Origin of the sequence: Streptomyces odonnellii (assembly GCF_000981895.1) — a bacterium.
In the GTDB taxonomy this organism is placed as follows: Bacteria; Actinomycetota; Actinomycetes; order Streptomycetales; family Streptomycetaceae; genus Streptomyces; species Streptomyces odonnellii.
This window is the reverse complement of record NZ_LATD01000190.1, coordinates 1-15383: the sequence shown is the minus strand read 5'-3', so window position 1 is coordinate 15383 and position 15383 is coordinate 1. Positions and strand designations below refer to the sequence as shown.

At 69.6% G+C, this 15383-nt stretch carries 13 protein-coding genes and 2 pseudogenes; 8 read left to right on the top strand and 7 right to left on the bottom strand.

Annotated elements, in window-relative coordinates; all coding sequences use genetic code 11:
- Positions 1–440 (top strand): annotated as a pseudogene (locus WH07_RS18645) (hypothetical protein); the annotation flags it as partial.
- A 102-nt stretch (positions 441–542) separates the two neighbouring features.
- Here WH07_RS18645 and WH07_RS18640 read toward each other — a convergent pair.
- Positions 543–1301, bottom strand: coding sequence for an eCIS core domain-containing protein (locus WH07_RS18640; protein WP_046501226.1), 759 nt, complete (start codon positions 1299–1301; stop codon positions 543–545).
- Positions 1302–1470: 169 nt separating this feature from the next.
- Positions 1471–2118 carry a class I SAM-dependent methyltransferase gene (locus WH07_RS18635; protein ID WP_046501224.1) on the bottom strand — a complete coding sequence of 216 codons (648 nt, stop codon included), beginning with the start codon at positions 2116–2118 and terminating at the stop codon, positions 1471–1473.
- Positions 2119–2186: 68 nt separating this feature from the next.
- Between WH07_RS18635 and WH07_RS18630 the strand changes: the two genes are divergently transcribed.
- Positions 2187–2984 (top strand): hypothetical protein, encoded by a 798-nt coding sequence (locus tag WH07_RS18630; protein ID WP_046501223.1) that lies wholly within the window; start codon positions 2187–2189, stop codon positions 2982–2984.
- 201 nt (positions 2985–3185) lie between these two features.
- Positions 3186–4370, top strand: a complete 1185-nt coding sequence (locus WH07_RS18625; protein ID WP_046501234.1) for an MFS transporter — start codon at positions 3186–3188, stop codon at positions 4368–4370.
- Between the two features lie 101 nt (positions 4371–4471).
- Here WH07_RS18625 and WH07_RS18620 read toward each other — a convergent pair whose 3' ends face one another.
- Positions 4472–5092 carry a DUF7691 family protein gene (locus tag WH07_RS18620; protein ID WP_046501221.1) on the bottom strand — a complete coding sequence of 207 codons (621 nt, stop codon included), beginning with the start codon at positions 5090–5092 and terminating at the stop codon, positions 4472–4474.
- 307 nt (positions 5093–5399) lie between these two features.
- On the opposite strand from WH07_RS18620, the gene WH07_RS18615 reads away from it, so the two are divergent.
- Entirely contained in the window at positions 5400–8837 is a 3438-nt protein-coding gene (locus WH07_RS18615; protein ID WP_198533837.1) for a phosphodiester glycosidase family protein, read from the top strand.
- A 95-nt stretch (positions 8838–8932) separates the two neighbouring features.
- Here WH07_RS18615 and WH07_RS39840 read toward each other — a convergent pair whose 3' ends face one another.
- Entirely contained in the window at positions 8933–9091 is a 159-nt protein-coding gene (locus WH07_RS39840) for a hypothetical protein (RefSeq protein WP_157877381.1), read from the bottom strand.
- Between WH07_RS39840 and WH07_RS18610 the strand changes: the two genes are divergently transcribed.
- Positions 9090–10007 (top strand): NPP1 family protein, encoded by a 918-nt coding sequence (locus WH07_RS18610; protein WP_232788959.1) that lies wholly within the window; start codon positions 9090–9092, stop codon positions 10005–10007. The two genes, WH07_RS39840 and WH07_RS18610, sit on opposite strands and share 2 nt — an antisense overlap.
- 314 nt (positions 10008–10321) lie before the next feature.
- Here the strand turns inward: WH07_RS18610 and WH07_RS41245 are convergent, their stop codons facing one another.
- Positions 10322–10495 (bottom strand): ATP-binding protein, encoded by a 174-nt coding sequence (locus tag WH07_RS41245; RefSeq protein WP_232788958.1) that lies wholly within the window; start codon positions 10493–10495, stop codon positions 10322–10324.
- A 571-nt stretch (positions 10496–11066) separates the two neighbouring features.
- Between WH07_RS41245 and WH07_RS18600 the strand changes: the two genes are divergently transcribed.
- The 3 genes and pseudogenes from WH07_RS18600 (at position 11067) to WH07_RS18590 (ending at position 13114) form a co-directional block, all read left to right on the top strand.
- On the top strand, positions 11067–11939 hold the full coding sequence (locus WH07_RS18600; protein WP_046501219.1) for a DUF5753 domain-containing protein: 873 nt from the start codon (positions 11067–11069) through the stop codon (positions 11937–11939).
- A pseudogene (locus WH07_RS18595) lies at positions 11936–12184 on the top strand (DUF397 domain-containing protein); the annotation flags it as partial. The gene WH07_RS18600 and the pseudogene WH07_RS18595, both read left to right, overlap by 4 nt.
- 114 nt (positions 12185–12298) lie before the next feature.
- Positions 12299–13114, top strand: coding sequence for an SAM-dependent methyltransferase (locus WH07_RS18590; RefSeq protein WP_046501218.1), 816 nt, complete (start codon positions 12299–12301; stop codon positions 13112–13114).
- Between the two features lie 180 nt (positions 13115–13294).
- Here the strand turns inward: WH07_RS18590 and WH07_RS18585 are convergent, their stop codons facing one another.
- Both WH07_RS18585 and WH07_RS18580 read right to left on the bottom strand, forming a co-directional pair.
- Positions 13295–14188 carry a geranyl diphosphate 2-C-methyltransferase gene (locus tag WH07_RS18585; RefSeq protein WP_046501216.1) on the bottom strand — a complete coding sequence of 298 codons (894 nt, stop codon included), beginning with the start codon at positions 14186–14188 and terminating at the stop codon, positions 13295–13297.
- 42 nt (positions 14189–14230) lie between these two features.
- On the bottom strand, positions 14231–15383 hold a 1153-nt coding region (locus WH07_RS18580), incomplete at its 5' end, for a family 2 encapsulin nanocompartment cargo protein terpene cyclase (protein WP_046501228.1).

Here is a 15383-nt window from a genome sequence, read left to right as displayed (position 1 = left end):
GGTCGGGCGGCTCGGGCGGTGGCACGGGCGGCGGCGGTGCCGGCGGTTTCGGAGACCCGAAGAGCGCCCAGACCGAGGTCAGGGACTCGGTGGGCGGGGATCCGACGGCCAAGACCGTGTACAAGGTCCCGGCGGGTCAGCTCTTCGAACTGACCGACCTGGTGGTGCAGAACCCGCAGGGCGACTCGGGCAACGTCGTCATCGCCGCCGAGGGCCAGACCCTCCTCAGACTCGCCCTGCAGAACTTCCGGGACCAGGACTACCACTTCGTCACCCCGATCGTGGTGCCCGCCGACGGCCAGATCACCATGACGGTGACATGCCGCGAAGTGGGACGGCCGGTGGGCACTCCGGCCCCGGCCCAGTGCGCGGAATCGCTTCTGGTGGGCGGGACGCTACGGGCCGCTCCTGCCCCGAGCACGAGCGCGTCGGCGAGCTGACCGGCAAGGGCAGCAAGAGCGGCAAGAGCGGGATGGTACGGCTGGGCAAAGGGGGCGGGGACGGGCTGTGAGCCCGTCCCCGCCCCCTTTGCCCGGCCGCCGTCACGAGGCGGCCGGTTCCTCCTGCTCTTCCTGCTCCTCGGCCCGCTGCACGAACATGCCCTGGACATCAGCGGGTTCCTCGTCCTCTCCCTCGGACTCCCGCTGTACGGCCGCGGCCGGGCCGGGTGCGGTGGCGGGCTCCGGGGCGGCCTGGAGGGCCGGGGCGGACATCGCGCGCTCGGCGTTGGCGGTGGCCTCCCGCTCGTAACGGTCCGAGGGATCACTGACCCGGATGCCGCCGGGGGCATCGGTCCCGTCGACCGGACCGCTGCGCTGCTGGATCACATGGGTCAGCTCGTGGGCCAGCGTGGTCCGGCCGGAGTGGGAGGACGGGTCGTAGGCGTCCCGTTGGAAGACGACGTTGTTGCCGACGGTGTAGGCATGCGCACCGACGGACTTCGCGGACTGGTGTGCCGCGTCTCCGGTGTGCACCCGGACATCGGAGAAGTCCGACCCGAGCCGGGCCTCCATATCGGTACGGGTGTCGCTGTCCAGCGCCTGCCCTGAGCCGGAGTTGACGACGTCGTGGACGGGAGAGCGCTGCTCCGGCGCGGCTTCCTCGTCGCGATCACGCTGCATCATCGCCCCCACCGCGCTGTTGCCGACGGCCCGTTGGAGAACGCCCATGCCGGACGGACCTACGACATCCGCGCGACCGCCGACGGCGGCCTTGAACAGCCGCGCGTCATCGGCCTGGTGCGGCCTGCTGACGGCGGCATCACCGTTTTCGTGATCCTGATCGTGTACGTGGTCACGCATCCTCGGCTCCCTGGGGTGTCCAGCGGCAGACCTCTCTCAATCCGACACTGCCGTACGGGCACCGCTCCAGTACAGGAGCGGGACGTCGTCCGGCATGGGCAGCCGTTCCTGCCCGATGGGGCAGAACACAACGGCGGACATTCCTCCCCAAGCGCGTCCGCCCCCGTACCTACGCTTTGCGGGCGAGCAGTTGGATCTCCTGGAACTGGCGTCGGTCAGTGGGCTGGGGCTCGCGGACCATCCGGGCCACCTCCGCCAAACCGGACTCGCGCAGCATCGCGGCGAGATGATCGGGCGACCACCGATAGGCCGGCGCGACTACGTGATCGAAGACCTGCGTCGGGTGAGACGGGCCATCGGTCGCCGAGAAGCCGATCAGAAGGTGGCCGCCGGGTGCCAGCACACGGTTGAACTCCGCCAGGATGACGGGGAGTTCCCGCGGCGGGGTGTGGATGACGGACCAGCGTGAGAGTACGCCGCCCAGCACTCCGTCAGCGATGTCCAGCGCGGCCATCGAGCCCACGTCGAACCGCAGGCCCGGATAGGCCTGCCGGGCCAGCTCGATCATCGCGGGAGCGGCGTCGACGCCGAACACCGGCAGCCCCAACTCGTCGAGATGAGCGGTGATATGGCCAGGTCCACACCCCAGGTCCGCGACCTGAGCGTCCCCACTCGTGCTGACGACCTCGGCGAAAGCGCTCAAGATCGCGCGGTCCAGGGGCCTGTCACGCAGTTCGTCACGGAACCGCTGCGCGTACGTGGAGGCAAGAGCGTCGTAAGCGTCGCGGGCGGCACTGAAGGCATCGTGTTCGACCATGCTCGCGACACTAGTTGAACCTCGCTCCTGGCCGAGCCGTGTCAGAGGCACGTGCCACACTGCGGCGCATGTCTCTCGCCGATCTCAGTCTTGACCGGTGGCGGTCGTTCAACCTGCCGACCGCACGCCGAGTCGCCCACGAGGCCGCGGAGCAGGTCGGTGGCCGCGTGACCGCCGTCGAGACCGTTGAGCACCTCGACGCCCCGCTCCATCGTGTCCGGATCGAGCGGAGCGCCCAGGAATTCGCTCTGATACCCGGCGGCACGGTGACGCTCGGGTTCGACCTCGACGCCTGGCAGCCGACGCCCGAGCAGACCGCCGACTTCGCGGAGAGCCTGCATCAGGGCTTCGGCTACGGTCCCGATCTCCGGGCCCACCTCGCCCGGGAGCTCAGCCCGCGCCGGACCCGCACTCTGGCCACCGTGCTCATGGCGGTGGAGGACGAGAATCTCACCGAGCTGCCGGCGGACATGCCGGCGGTCCTCGCCGCTCGCGGCCTGCGGCTGCCGAGCTCGGACGAGTGGGAGCACTCCTGCGGGGCCGGCGCCACAACCCTGTTCCGCTGGGGCGACGACTGCCCCATGGACCGTATCCCCTACGGCGATACGGACGGGCCGCAGAACCAGCCGAACGCCTTCGGCCTGCGCATCGCCTACGACACCTACCGCACCGAGTTGACCAGCGACGTCACCGCGGTCCACGGCGGGGACGGCGGCGAGTCGGTGTGCGGCGGCTACGGCCACCTACTGGCGTGGCTGCCGCTGGCCACGGCCGGCCGCAACCCTTCCATGGCCGAGTTCGTGTACGGCCCGGACGGCGAAGAACTCTACGAGGACTTCTCCACCCGGCCGGTACTGACGCTCTGAGCCCGCGGCGTTCATCTCGTACGTAGGACCCGGAGAACCGGATCGGAGAATCGGAGGAGACGGGCCTCCGCCCGTCCTCCGGGCCGCCGCCGTCCTCCGCGCCGACGCCGCCGTCCTCCGGGCCGACACGGACCACCGAAGCGGCTACGGGTGCGGTGGCTCCGTCCGTCCGCTTGTACGGTGGCGTGCGTGATCGTCCGCATGCACGTGACCGGGCGGCGGCCCGGCAGTGCGGCGGCCGCGGTGGTGTTCGCCATCGGTATGGCCGGTACGACCCTGCCCACCCCGCTGTACGGGCTCTACCGCGAGGAGCTCGGCTTCTCGGAGCTGATGGTCACGGTGGTGTTCGCCGTCTACGCCGTCGGCGTGATCTCCGCGCTGCTGGTGGCGGGCGACTACTCCGACAGGGCGGGGCGCCGGCCGGTACTGCTGGCCGCCCTTGGGCTCTCCGCCGCGAGTGCCCTCTGTTTCCTCTTCGAAGGCGGCCTGCCGCTGCTGTTCGCCGGCCGGCTGCTGTCGGGCTTCGCCGCCGGGCTGCTCAGCGGCACCGCCACCGCCACGGTGCTGGAACTGGCCGCACCGGGGCACGCGGCACGGGCGGCGTTCGTCGCCACCGCGGCCGGTATGGGCGGTCTGGGCTGCGGCCCGCTGCTGTCCGGGCTGCTCGCCCAGTACGCGCCCTGGCCGTTGCGGCTGACCTTCCTGGTGAATCTCGCGCTGGTGGCTGTGGCGTGCGTACTGACCTGGTTCCTGCCGGAGACCGTCCGGGATCCGGTGCGGTGGCCACCGCTGAGGCCGCAGGGTCTGGCGGTGCCGCCCGAAGCCCGCGCGGTGTTCGTGCCGTCGGCGCTGGCCGCCTTCGTCGGTTTCGCTCTGCTGGGACTGTTCCTGGCGGTGGCACCGGCCTTTCTGTCCCAGACGCTCGGCGAGCACAGTCTGGCGGTGTCGGGCACGGTCGTCTTCTCGGTGTTCCTGGCGTCCACGGCCGGCCAGGCGCTGCTCGGGAAGGTCGGCGTCCGCCGGGCGCTGCCCGGCGGCTGCCTCTTCCTGGTCCTCGGTCTTCTGCTGGTGGGCGCGTCCCTGGCTGCCGAGTCGCTGACGCTCCTCGTGCTGGGCGCGCTCTGCGGCGGCCTCGGCCACGGACTGGCCTTCCGCGCCGGTCTGGCCGCGGTCAGCGGGGCCGCGCCGCCCGAACAGCGCGGCGGCACCATCTCCGCCTACTTCGTCGTGGCGTACCTGGGAATCTCCCTGCCCGTGGTCGGCGTCGGGGCACTGGCCCTGGCGCTGGGACTGAAGAACGCGGGGCTGGTCTTCACGGCGTGCCTGGTGGTGCTGTCCGCCGGCATCGGGCTCCGCGTGCGCCACAGGCCTCTGCCCGAGAGCTGACGAGAAATGCCCTTCCCGCCGACCGGCACCCTTCCCACCGGATGTCGTTCTCGTCCTCGGTATCAGGAGCGGATTTCAGAAGCGGATTTCAGGAACGGGTATCAGGAGCGGAAGCCGATGACGCCGAAGCCCTTTCGTGTCTCCGCGTGCCGCATCCAGCTCAGGCACTGCATCGCGGCCTCCACGACCTCGGGCTCCAGCGACGGGGCCTCCCCCGACTCCTCGGCCGCGCGCTTGGCCGCCTCGAACTGCCTCAGCGCCTCAGCTATGTGATCGGGCGTCCACTCGCCGCAGCCCGGTGTGTGGGTGTACGGCAGCGGGGCGGGGAAATCGCCGTAGCTGAAGGCCTCCACTGACACGGCGGTGATGCCCAGAGCCTTCAGACCCCGGTCGACGACGGACAGCCAGTCGCCCCTGTGCGGTGTGAAGCAGTCGTTCGGCAGGAACGTGCCGGTGAGCGAGCACAGCCGCTCATAGGCGTAGCCGTACTGGAAGGCGTGGTCGCGGTTGTCGCTGAAGGGCCCGCCGTGGACGACCGCGCGCAGTGCCTCGTCCGCCGTGGGGGCGCCCAGCTCGATCGCGTGATGGTGATAGTCGTCGTCGCGGACCAGATCGTCCCCGAAGTTGGTGCGTATCGCCTCCAGCAACTGGTCGTCGCGGGAGCCGACGAGGGCGCGCGTGGCGGCCACGTCCAGCAGGTAGACGCTCAGGGAAGAACTCATGAGAGGAACCTAACGGAAGCCACTGACACTCCCGCCGGGCGCTGGACGTACGGCACCCGCCGTACGGGAGAGAGGTCCGGGCCGTCGCCGAGAACCCGCCGGGCCGTCAAGACGGCACTTCACAACGAGGGTTCATTGCGGGCTCGTGATGGCGTCATCCGTGCTTCTCAGTTGATCTTTCTAATCGGGTGCGCGCCCACGATCGAACTGGGCGTACCGGGGGCCTTGCCCCCGCGTTGTCTCTTGACCCGAGGTTCCAATGAAACCGAACGTCTTGAACCATCGGTATACGAGGCCACTGCTAGTGGTGCTCGCCACGGCGACCGCGCTGACGGCCGCACCCGCCGTCGCGTACGCGGACGACAGCCGGCCCGCGCCGGTCACCGGCGGAATCCCCTTGATCAACACGGTGGAGAAGATCGGTCCGGGGATCAACCTGCAGCATGTGAAGGCGCTCGACCAGAAGGGCTGGTACGACGCGCAGTTCCTGACCGTGAATCTGGCTGACAAGGACGTCAGCACGGACCTGCTCACCTCCGGACCCGTCGCGTCCGGCGGGCCGCTCACCGAGGCCGCCAAGAAGGCCGGCGCCGTCGCGGGCGTCAATGGCGACTTCTTCGACATCGGCAACTCCAACGCGGCGCTCGGTGGCGAGATCCAGGACGGCGAACTCCTCAAGACCGCCGACGTCACCGGCGGCCGCAAGCACGTCGGCGTCAGCAAGGACGGCATCGCCCAGCTCGTGGACCTCTCGGTCAACGCGACGGCGAATTTCGCGGGCGCGGACCGCAAAGTCCTGTCGGTCAACGCGGCGAACGGCGGCGGGATCCCCGCGGACGGCATGGTCGCGTTCACGTCCGCGTGGGGCAACTACAGCCGCAACGGGGGCCTGACCGGCGTACCCAACGACCAGATCGCCGAGGTCCTGGTCAAGAACGGTTCGGTCGTGTCGGTCACGCCGAACGGTCCCGCGGGCTCGGGGACGATCCCGGACGGCGCCTTCGTACTGGTCGGGCGCGGCGCCGCGGCGACCGCGATCCGCGCGCTGCAGCCCGGTGCCCCCGCGACGCTCAGCTACTCGCTCGCCGACAGCGCCGCCAAGGCGATGCGGTTCGCGATCGGCCACGGCGGCACCATCGTCTCCAGCGGCCAGGTCGTCAAGGGCCTCGACACCTCGATCGCCCCGCGCACCGCGCTCGGCTTCAAGGACGGCGGCAAGTCGCTCGTGCTGGCCACCTGGGACGGCCCGGGCGGCACCGGCAAGGGCGGCGTCGGGATCGACAAGGAGGCACGTGACCTCGCCGCGATGGGCGTGGAGACCGCGGTCAACCTCGACGGCGGCGGCTCGACCACGATGGTCGCCCGCGCGCTCGGCGAGGACGACGCGACGGTCCGCAACGTACCGTCCGACGGACACGAGCGCAGCGACCCCAACGGCGTCGGGGTGTTCGTCGCGAAGGGCGACGGCAAACTGCACGAGATCCTCGTCAAGCCCGCGCCGGGTGCGACGTCGGCCGACGGCGGCGTGAAGGTCTTCCCGGGGCTGCGCCGCGGACTCGTCGTACGGGGCGTCGACAAGCACGAGACTCCGGTGGCGGTCGACCAGAAGGCCGTGCGGTGGTCCTCCGACGACGCGTCGGTCGAGGACGGCACGCTCACGGCCCCGGCCGAGGCGGGCACCGTCAAGGTCGAGGCGCGGGTGGACGGCGAGCACGAGGACGCGAAGGTCACCGTCCTCGGCCCGCTCGACAGCGTGGAGCTGTCGTCCCAGCTCCTGTCGATAGCCGACGCGACGCCCGAGCAGGCGGCCACCGTCTCCGTGACCGGCCGCGACGCGCAGGGTTACACGGCCCCGATCGACCCGCGGGACCTCAAGCTGGACTACGACCACAGCGTCGTCGACGTGCAGCCCGCGAACGGCAGACTCAAGGTCACCCCGCTCGCCAACGCGAGCACGATCCTCAAGCTCTCGGTCGCCGGAAAGTCGGTCCAGCTCCCGATCACGATCGGCGTGCAGACCAGGACGGTCTACGGCTTCGATGACGACGTGCTCGCACGCTGGCGCAACAACAGCACCGCGGCCACGAAGTTCTCGGCGGACCCCGACGGCCTGCGTATCGACTTCAACGCGATGCGCAACGTGGGCATCTCGGCGGCGTCGGCGGCCCAGCGTGTGCCGGTTCCCGGCCAGCCGCTGCGCGTACGGGTACGGATCAAGTCGAGCATCAGCGTGCCGAGCGGTCTGACGTACCTCGGCTACATCGACTCGGCCGGCAAGAGCGGTGGCGTCTACGGCACCGGCCTGGCCGCGAGCAACGACTGGCAGAACGCCACGTTCACGGTGCCCGCGACCGCGGCGTTCCCGATCGTGATCTCCAGCTTCCAGGGCATCAACACCAACGTCGCCCAGCAGAAGGCGGGCACGTTCGTCCTGGACCGCATCGAGGCCGACGTCCCGACGTCGATCGACCTGCCCGCCCAGCCCGAGCTTCAGGCCGACCCGCTCATCTCCGACGACGGCTCGCTGCTCGCCGGCCGCAAGACATGGCAGTTCGCCACGCTGTCGGACGTGCAGTTCACGGCCGACAACCCGGCGCTGACCCAGGTCGCGACGGCCGCCATCCAGCGGATCCGCAAGACCGACCCGGACCTGCTCGTCCTCAACGGTGACATCACCGACCGCGGCCTGCCGCAGGACCTCGCGCTCGCCCGCAAGGTGCTGACGGACGCCGGGTGCGACCTCATCCCGGTCGGCCAGGAGCCGGCGCCGGACAGCACGCCGGACCCGGAGGCCGGCTCGATCCCGTGCTACTACGTGCCGGGCAACCACGAGTCGTACGGCCTCAACAACGTCCAGAGCGACCTGACGAACTTCACCACCGAGTTCGGCCGGCCGTACCGGACGTTCGACCACAAGGGCACGCGGTTCATCCTGCTCGCCAGCTCCCTCGGATCGCTGCGCGGGTCGGCGTGGGACCAGCTCCCGATGATGCAGAAGGCGCTCGCCGACGCCGAGAAGGACCGGTCGGTGCGCAACGTCATGGTGTTCGCCCACCACCCGGTGGACGACCCCGCCGAGGCGAAGTCCAGCCAGCTCGGCGACCGCGACGAGGTCGCGCTCATCGAGAACATGCTCACGGACTTCCGTGACTCCTCACGCAAGGGTGCCGCGATGGTCGGCTCCCACGCCCAGATAGCCAACGTCCACCGCCTTGAGGGTGTCCCCTACACGGTGCTGCCGTCGTCGGGCAAGGACCCGTACGGTACGCCGGACCGCGGCGGTTTCACCGGCTGGGTCGACTGGTCCGTCGACGCGGGCCGGGACGCGACACAGCAGTGGCTCAAGGCCGATGTGCGCGCCTTCGCCCAGTCGATCACGCTCAACACCCCGGCCACGGTCGAGATCGACAGGACGGCGCAGCTCTCGGGCAGCATCGTGCAGCCGCAGGGAGTGTCGACGGGCTCGCGTGTGGTGCCGCTGCGATACCCGATGTCGGTCGACTGGAGCGGCTCGTCCAACCTGGCGATCGGCAGTGGGCAGAGCGCCGTTGACGACGCCCGCCGACAGGGCAAGGTCGCGATCCTGGACCCGCGGACGCGAATGCTCACCGCGCTGCGGGCCGGCTCGGTGACCGTGACGGTGACGAACGACTCGATGCGTGCCTACACCGACGACAGTTCGCTCGCGCCGATCACGGCCTCGAAGACCATCGAGGTCGTGCCGGTCGAGCACGGCGATCAGTGACCGACACCGACACCGCCAGGCAGCCGCCGCGGATCGGCTTCCGAACGGTCTGAGCGAGGCGGCCTGACTGAGGGCGAGCACATGTGTGCTCGCCCTCAGCGCTGCCCGTTCGCGATGCCGAGGCACGCGGGGCGCCAGCTCGCCGGGCCGTCGCGAAGAACGGAATACGGAATGAGGATCGCGGCCGCCGCGCAGGAGGGGCCGATCTTGTTCAGGAGCGGTTCACCGGACTGGCGTTCAGGAGAACCTGTCATGGACACTCCCGTCGGGGATGCTCTCGACAGCCATCACTCGGCCGCGCCGGCACCACGCCGACCGCTCGCCGAGTCATCCGAAGGGACGGACATGGACAACTCGTCGTTGCCCGGAGCGGGCCGGTCGGCCCAGGCGTACATCAAGCGGAAGCGGTCCTGGCTGGGCGCGCTGTTCGGCGCCACGGTCCTGACCGTCGTGCTGCCGACGTCAGTGGCTCACGCCGACAATCTGCCGAACCTGCCCCAGAAGGCCGGGGGTTACGAGGCGTCGTTCTCGCCCGCGTACGACTACGACGGCGATGGCTGCTACCCCGTTGCCGCCATCGCACCCGACGGAACGCTCAACCCCGGTCTGAACACCTCCGGCGCGGTCAACGGCAGTTGCCGTGACCAGTCCGACCTGGACCGGACCCAGACCTACGCCCGCTCGAAGTGCAACAACGGATGGTGTGCGGTCGTGTACGCCAGCTACTTCGAGAAGGACCAGGCCCTTCCCGGCAGCGGACTCGGTGGTCACCGTCACGACTTCGAGCACGTGATCTCGTGGATCAACCAGGCGTCCAACCAGGTCGAATACGTCACGACCACTCAGCACTCCAGCCAGGTGACCTACCCGCGTTCGCAGGTACGCTTCGACGGTTCCCACCCCAAGGTCGTCTACCACAAGGAGGGGCTGGGCACCCACTTCTTCCGGCTCGCCAACAGCAACGACGAGCCGGCGGAGAACCACTACCACAACTGGCGCCAGCCCCCCATCGTGGACTGGAACGGCTGGCCGAGCACCTCTCTGCGTGACCGTCTGAACAACGCGGACTTCGGGTCGGCCACCATCAAGACCACGGACAAGGACGACCGCTTCCGGAACCTCCTCAACGCCTCCAAGCCGTCCGGCATCCCGTTCGACCCCTGGGCCTGACAGCAGGACCGTGGGACCGCGGCGGCGGCCGGACCGCGCGGCCCGGTGACCGTCCCCCGTGATTGACCGGCACAGCGAGGCCGGCCTGCTGTCCGCGCACCCGCGATGCCGTCGCGGTCCTGGCCACCGCCCAGCTCGATTCAGCGCCCCTGCCCGACCTGTGATGCCCCGGGCGCTGGGGAGCGGGCGGTGGTCGGGGCAGCCAGGACCGCCTTCACCGGAGCATCCGCGCCACGCCGAGCTGGAACGTCCGTGCGCAGCGGGCCCTCCCGTATTCCGCGCCCCCGCGTCGCCGCCCCGCACGCCCCACGGGGTCAGAGCTCGACCCGTAGAACCGCCCAGGTCACATTGCCTCCGGTACGGGTCGAGACGGTGGTCCCCCACGAGTCCGCGAGCTGCTGCACGATCAGCAGTCCCCGGCCGCTCTCGGCCTCGCAGCCGGGCCGGGCGCCGGACGGACAAGCCGCGGTCCGCCCGTCGTCGTGCACCTCTATCCGCAGCCGCTGACGGGTGGTCAGCGACAGCCCGCCACAGCACGCTCGTGCTCTCGGAGTGAATGACGGCGTTGGTCGTCAGCTCCGAGACGAACAGCACCGCGTCGGTGCACACGTCGCCGGGCAGCCGCCACGCACGCAGTTGCCGGCGGACCGTGTCGCGAGCCGTCCGTACGTTGGCGCGGAGCGAGGGAAAGCCGAACCAGTGCTCCCGGTAGGGATACGCGGTTGAGAACAGTTCGGGCGAAGAGGCCGTGTGGGGGGTCACGTTGATCGCCTTCCGAGTGCGGACGAGCGCGGTGCAGGGAGCGGACCTGAGCGGCGCGGGCGGGAGGGGGACGGTCTGCTGCCTGACGGCAGGGAGAGGTAACTCCTCAGGAAAACCTCAGGAGTTGGCGGTGCGCCAATCCGATCGGGCGGGCGCGCTCGCATACGCAACTATGCTCGCAGCTCTGTTCAAGCTGCAACCGCTTCCCTGATATTTTCAGCGAGACGCAATCAGTCTGGCGCCTTCACCAAGTCGCTGTCAGAATAGGTCTTGTGACAGCCCATCAGGAGGTAGGGCGTGAGTGAAGCTCGATCCGGCGCAGGGACGAGCGCCCCGACGGTTCTGCGCATGATCCTCGGCCGAAGGCTCCAGGACATGCGGCAGAGCGCGGGTGCCTCACTGGCCGACGCCGCAAGCGCTCTTCGGGTGACGTCCCTGACCATCCGCCGGCTGGAGAAGGCCGAAGTCGCCCTCAAACCCCTCTATGTCGAGAAGCTCCTGGAGACGTACGGCGCCGGGCAACAGGAGATAGACGAGTTCGTCGCACTCGCCGAGCAGGCCAACAAGCCCGGGTGGTGGCACGCCTACCGCGATGTGCTGCCGAGCTGGTTCACCGCGTACGTCAGCCTGGAGACCTCCGCCAGGACGCTGCGTACCTATGAACCCCAGTACGTCACGGGGCTTCTTCAGACACACGCCTACGCCCGCGCCGTACTGAGCGGCGGCTTCCCGAACGGCAGCGACGAAGAGGTGGAACGCCGCGTCAACCTGCGGCTGCGCCGACAGACCCTGCTGGACCGGGAGGACGCGCCCACCCTCTGGGTGGTCATGGAGGAAGCGGTCCTGCACCGCAGCGTCGGCGGCCCGGAAGTAATGCGCGAGCAGATCGACCGGCTCCTCGAGGTCTCGGAGCTGGACCACGTCAGCATCGACATCCTGCCCTTCGCCGTCGGCGCCCATATCGGGGCCTGCGCTCCCTTCACCTACTTCCGGTTCGAAGAGCCGGAACTGCCGGACATCGTCTACAGCGAGATCCTCTCGGCCTCCATGTACCTGGACGAACGCGCGGACGTCGTCGCTCATCTGGAGGCACACAACAGGATGTCGCTGCTGACCTCGTCCCGCGCGAGCAAGGCACTCCTGAACCGCATGCGCAAGGAGTACTCATGACGATCACGGATGACACCGTCTACAACGGGATGCCCGCCTCGGCCCTCGGCGACCAGGGCTGGGAGCACCCATGGAGCGGCCCCAACGGAGGCCAGTGCGTGGAGACCAAGCAGCTCGCCGACGGACGGGTCGCGGTACGCCAGTCGACCGACCCGGCCGGCCCGGCACTCATCTACACCCCCGAGGAGATGGGCGCGTTCGTCCGAGGGGTCAAGCAGGGCATGGCCGACCACCTCGCGGCCGGCCGGGACGGGCAGCGGGCCATGGGCACCTGCCCGGCGGAGAAGAGAGGCATGGAAGGGGCCGCCTCCGGCCACGACCTGCCCGGCACACCGCAGCACACCTTCTAAGGGGACAGGATGAGCAACACTCGCGCCGCGCGGGACCTCGACACCAGCAGGCCGCACTCGGCCCGGATGTACGACTACTACCTCGGCGGCAAGGACCACTTCCCGGTCGACAAGCAGGCCGCCGAAGCGGTCGCGGACGCCTACCCGGGCATCTTCACCTGCGCCCGGGAGAACCGTGCGTTCATGCACCGCGCCACCCGGGTACTGGCGCAGGAGCACGGCATCCGTCAGTGGCTCGACATCGGCACCGGTATTCCCACTGAGCCCAACGTGCACCAGGTGGCACAGTCCGTGGTCCCCGACGCCCGGGTGGTCTACGCCGACAACGACCCGCTGGTCCTGAAGTACGCCGAGCGCCTGATGCGCAGCACCCCGCAGGGCCGCACCACCTACATCGAGGCCGACGTCAACGACCCCGACTCCCTGCTGACCGCACCGGAGCTGGCCGAGGTGCTCGACCTGTCCCAGCCGGTCGCGCTGTCGCTGAACGCGCTGATGCACTTCATCACCGACGCGGGCGACCCGTACGGCATCGTCGCCCGAGTCATGGCGGCCCTCCCCTCGGGCAGCGCCCTCGCGCTGAGTCACTGCACGCCCGACTTCGACCCGCCCACCTGGGAGAAGGTGACGGACATCTACACCCGCTCGGGCACGCCGGTGCAGTTTCGCTCGCAGAAGGACGTAACCCGCTTCTTCGAGGGGCTTCGTCTGCTCGACCCCGGCGTCACCGTCGGCCACCGCTGGCGGCCCACCCACCCCGCCGGTTCCGAGACGCCGACGGACGCGCAGGTCAGTCTGTGGGCGGGGGTCGGCATCAAGCCGTGACGACTCGAACGGCGTGACAACTCGAACGGGCCCACTCCCACGGTCCCGCCGAGGTCAAGGCCGTGGCAGCCGGGTACCGGATATCGCGGCCAAAGCCTTTCTCCGGCGTCGGCTTGCGGGCAGGACCGCCGCGGTGCTGCGACGGTCCCTCTCCGAGCGTGGCGTCAGAACCGGGCGGCCTCAGACGCGGTCGGCCGCGATCAGCAGGTACTGGAAGGAGCCGTCCTCGTACGAGTTGATGAACGCTTCCTCGATACCGGTGACCAGTGAGGACGTGGCCCGCAGCTTCCAGTAGGGCAGGGTCGCGGGAGTGAGGTCGACGACGGCCTGCGGTACGAGACGGTTGTCGGCCATCGCACGCAGATACTCCCGGCGGGAGTGGATGTTGCACTCGAAGTGCGCGTTGATCTGGGAGACCCACTTCGAGGGCTGGCCGTAACGCGGGTTCCAGCAGCCGGTGATGGTCACATAACGGCCGCCGGTCGCGAGGACCCGGGCGTGCTCGGCGAAGAGGTCGTGCAGGTCCACGTACATGCTCGACTCGTTGTTCCACGAGGCCGCGGCCTGTCCGGTCTCGAAGGGCGTGGCGAGCATGTTGCAGACGCGGGCGTGGACATGGGCGTCGATGCCGAGTTCACGGGCCCGCCGGTTGGCGAAGTCGGCCTGCTTCGCCGACAGGGTGACGCCCTCCACCTTGCACCCGAATCGCTGATGGGCCATGACCATGGAGCCGCCGCGGCCGCAGCCGGCGTCCACGAGCGTGTCGTCGCGCTCGACGGGGCCGAGGTGGTCCAGAAGGAGTTCGGCCTGCGCCGACTCCAGGCGGTGCAGCTCGGCGATCAGCTTCTTCTCGTACGCGCTGTCCTCCGCGTCACCAAGGGCGGCGTGGTCGACGTCACCGATGCCGTAGTGGTGGTGGTAAAGGCCGTCGACATCGCCGAGACGGAGGTTCACGGGCCTCGCCTCGCCGTCCCAGTAGCGGGCGATGTCCCCCTGGTAGGGCGTCACCGGGGCGGGGATGAACACAGAGGTGCTGGTGGAGGCGGTGACGGGGGTGAGTTCGGTGCTGGTCACAGATGAATCCATTCTTCTTACCAGGAGTCGGGCGAACCGCGGTTACCAGAAATCGGGCAGGCTGTAGCGATAGGTGTTGGTCCGGTGCCAGTAGTGGTTGCCGTCGACCCACACGGCCACCCCCCGCAGAAAGCGCTGCACGCTCGGAACGGGGCAGGTGACGGCCAGGGCTGCGGCTTCGGCCTCGAAGTCACGCATGAGGTCGTTGTGGACCTCGACCGCCTTCAGATAGGCCTCGCGGTCGGAGACGCCCGCGCGGTCGGCGATCACGACCGGCAGATTCAGATGCCGGCCGGGGCTGGCGAGTTCCTTGGTGTACGAGTAGAGGTCGTTCACGATGGTGGTCGCGTTCCCGGCGAGCGCGATGACCCGCTGCATGGCGGGCTGGGCGTGCAGGTCCGCCGACAGTTCGTAGCCGCCGACGGTGTCGGTGATGGTGGGGCAGGGGCGGAAGTTGTTGAACTGGCGCATCGCCAGGTACTCCCACACCTCCGGGACATGGTCCGTCTCGGCCCACGCGGCCTCGGCGAGGTATCCCATGTGCAGACGGGCCATGTCGTGCCGGAACCGGTCGGCCTGCGAGGGGCTGGCCTTCTGGAGGAAGTAGTCCATGGCGGATCTGTAGGCGCGCCGAGGCGCGTCCGAATGAAGCGACTCCGCCCACTGCGGCTCGTACTCCCCCGTCGTGTGCAGGGGGTCGAGTGCGGTGTGCGCCAGCAGCAGGCGTCCGCCGAGGCCGATGGGCGAGCCTCCGTGGTCCTCGCAGTAGCAGTCGTCCACGGCGTTCTCGGCGACCATCAGACGTGTGGCGAGCATCAGATGGTCGACGGTGGGGGCGTCCGGATGGCAGGCGACCATGTAGCGGCCCACGGAGAAGCCGTCGAACTGGTCCTCCCAGTCGTCCGGGTACAGGTCGACCTCGTCCAGCGCCCAGGCCTTGATCCTGCGGCTGACCTCCGCCACCCGACCGGGGTCGGGCTCCGGCACCGGATGGTGGTAGAGGCCCGGGATCGGAGTGCCCTCCGTCGGCGCGGGCGTCGACGGCTCCTCGTACCGGGCCAGATGGAGGCTCGCCGTGCCCAGGCCGCTGGGTCCGCGCAGGATCCGTTCCAGGGCGGCGGACGGTGCCCGCGCCCCGGCGGCGGGGACGTCCACGGCCAGCGGGGCGTCAACGGGGAGCGGGGCGGGGGTAAAA

Excerpts from the sequence above, each read along its gene's own strand:
- WH07_RS18640 (WP_046501226.1), bottom strand. The coding sequence starts at position 1,301 with ATGCGTGACCACGTACACGATCAGGATCACGAAAACGGTGATGCCGCC.
- WH07_RS18635 (WP_046501224.1), bottom strand. The coding sequence starts at position 2,118 with ATGGTCGAACACGATGCCTTCAGTGCCGCCCGCGACGCTTACGACGCT.
- WH07_RS18630 (WP_046501223.1), top strand. The coding sequence starts at position 2,187 with ATGTCTCTCGCCGATCTCAGTCTTGACCGGTGGCGGTCGTTCAACCTG.
- WH07_RS18625 (WP_046501234.1), top strand. The coding sequence starts at position 3,186 with ATGCACGTGACCGGGCGGCGGCCCGGCAGTGCGGCGGCCGCGGTGGTG.
- WH07_RS18620 (WP_046501221.1), bottom strand. The coding sequence starts at position 5,092 with ATGAGTTCTTCCCTGAGCGTCTACCTGCTGGACGTGGCCGCCACGCGC.
- WH07_RS18610 (WP_232788959.1), top strand. The coding sequence starts at position 9,090 with ATGGACACTCCCGTCGGGGATGCTCTCGACAGCCATCACTCGGCCGCG.
- WH07_RS39840 (WP_157877381.1), bottom strand. The coding sequence starts at position 9,091 with ATGACAGGTTCTCCTGAACGCCAGTCCGGTGAACCGCTCCTGAACAAG.
- WH07_RS18590 (WP_046501218.1), top strand. The coding sequence starts at position 12,299 with ATGAGCAACACTCGCGCCGCGCGGGACCTCGACACCAGCAGGCCGCAC.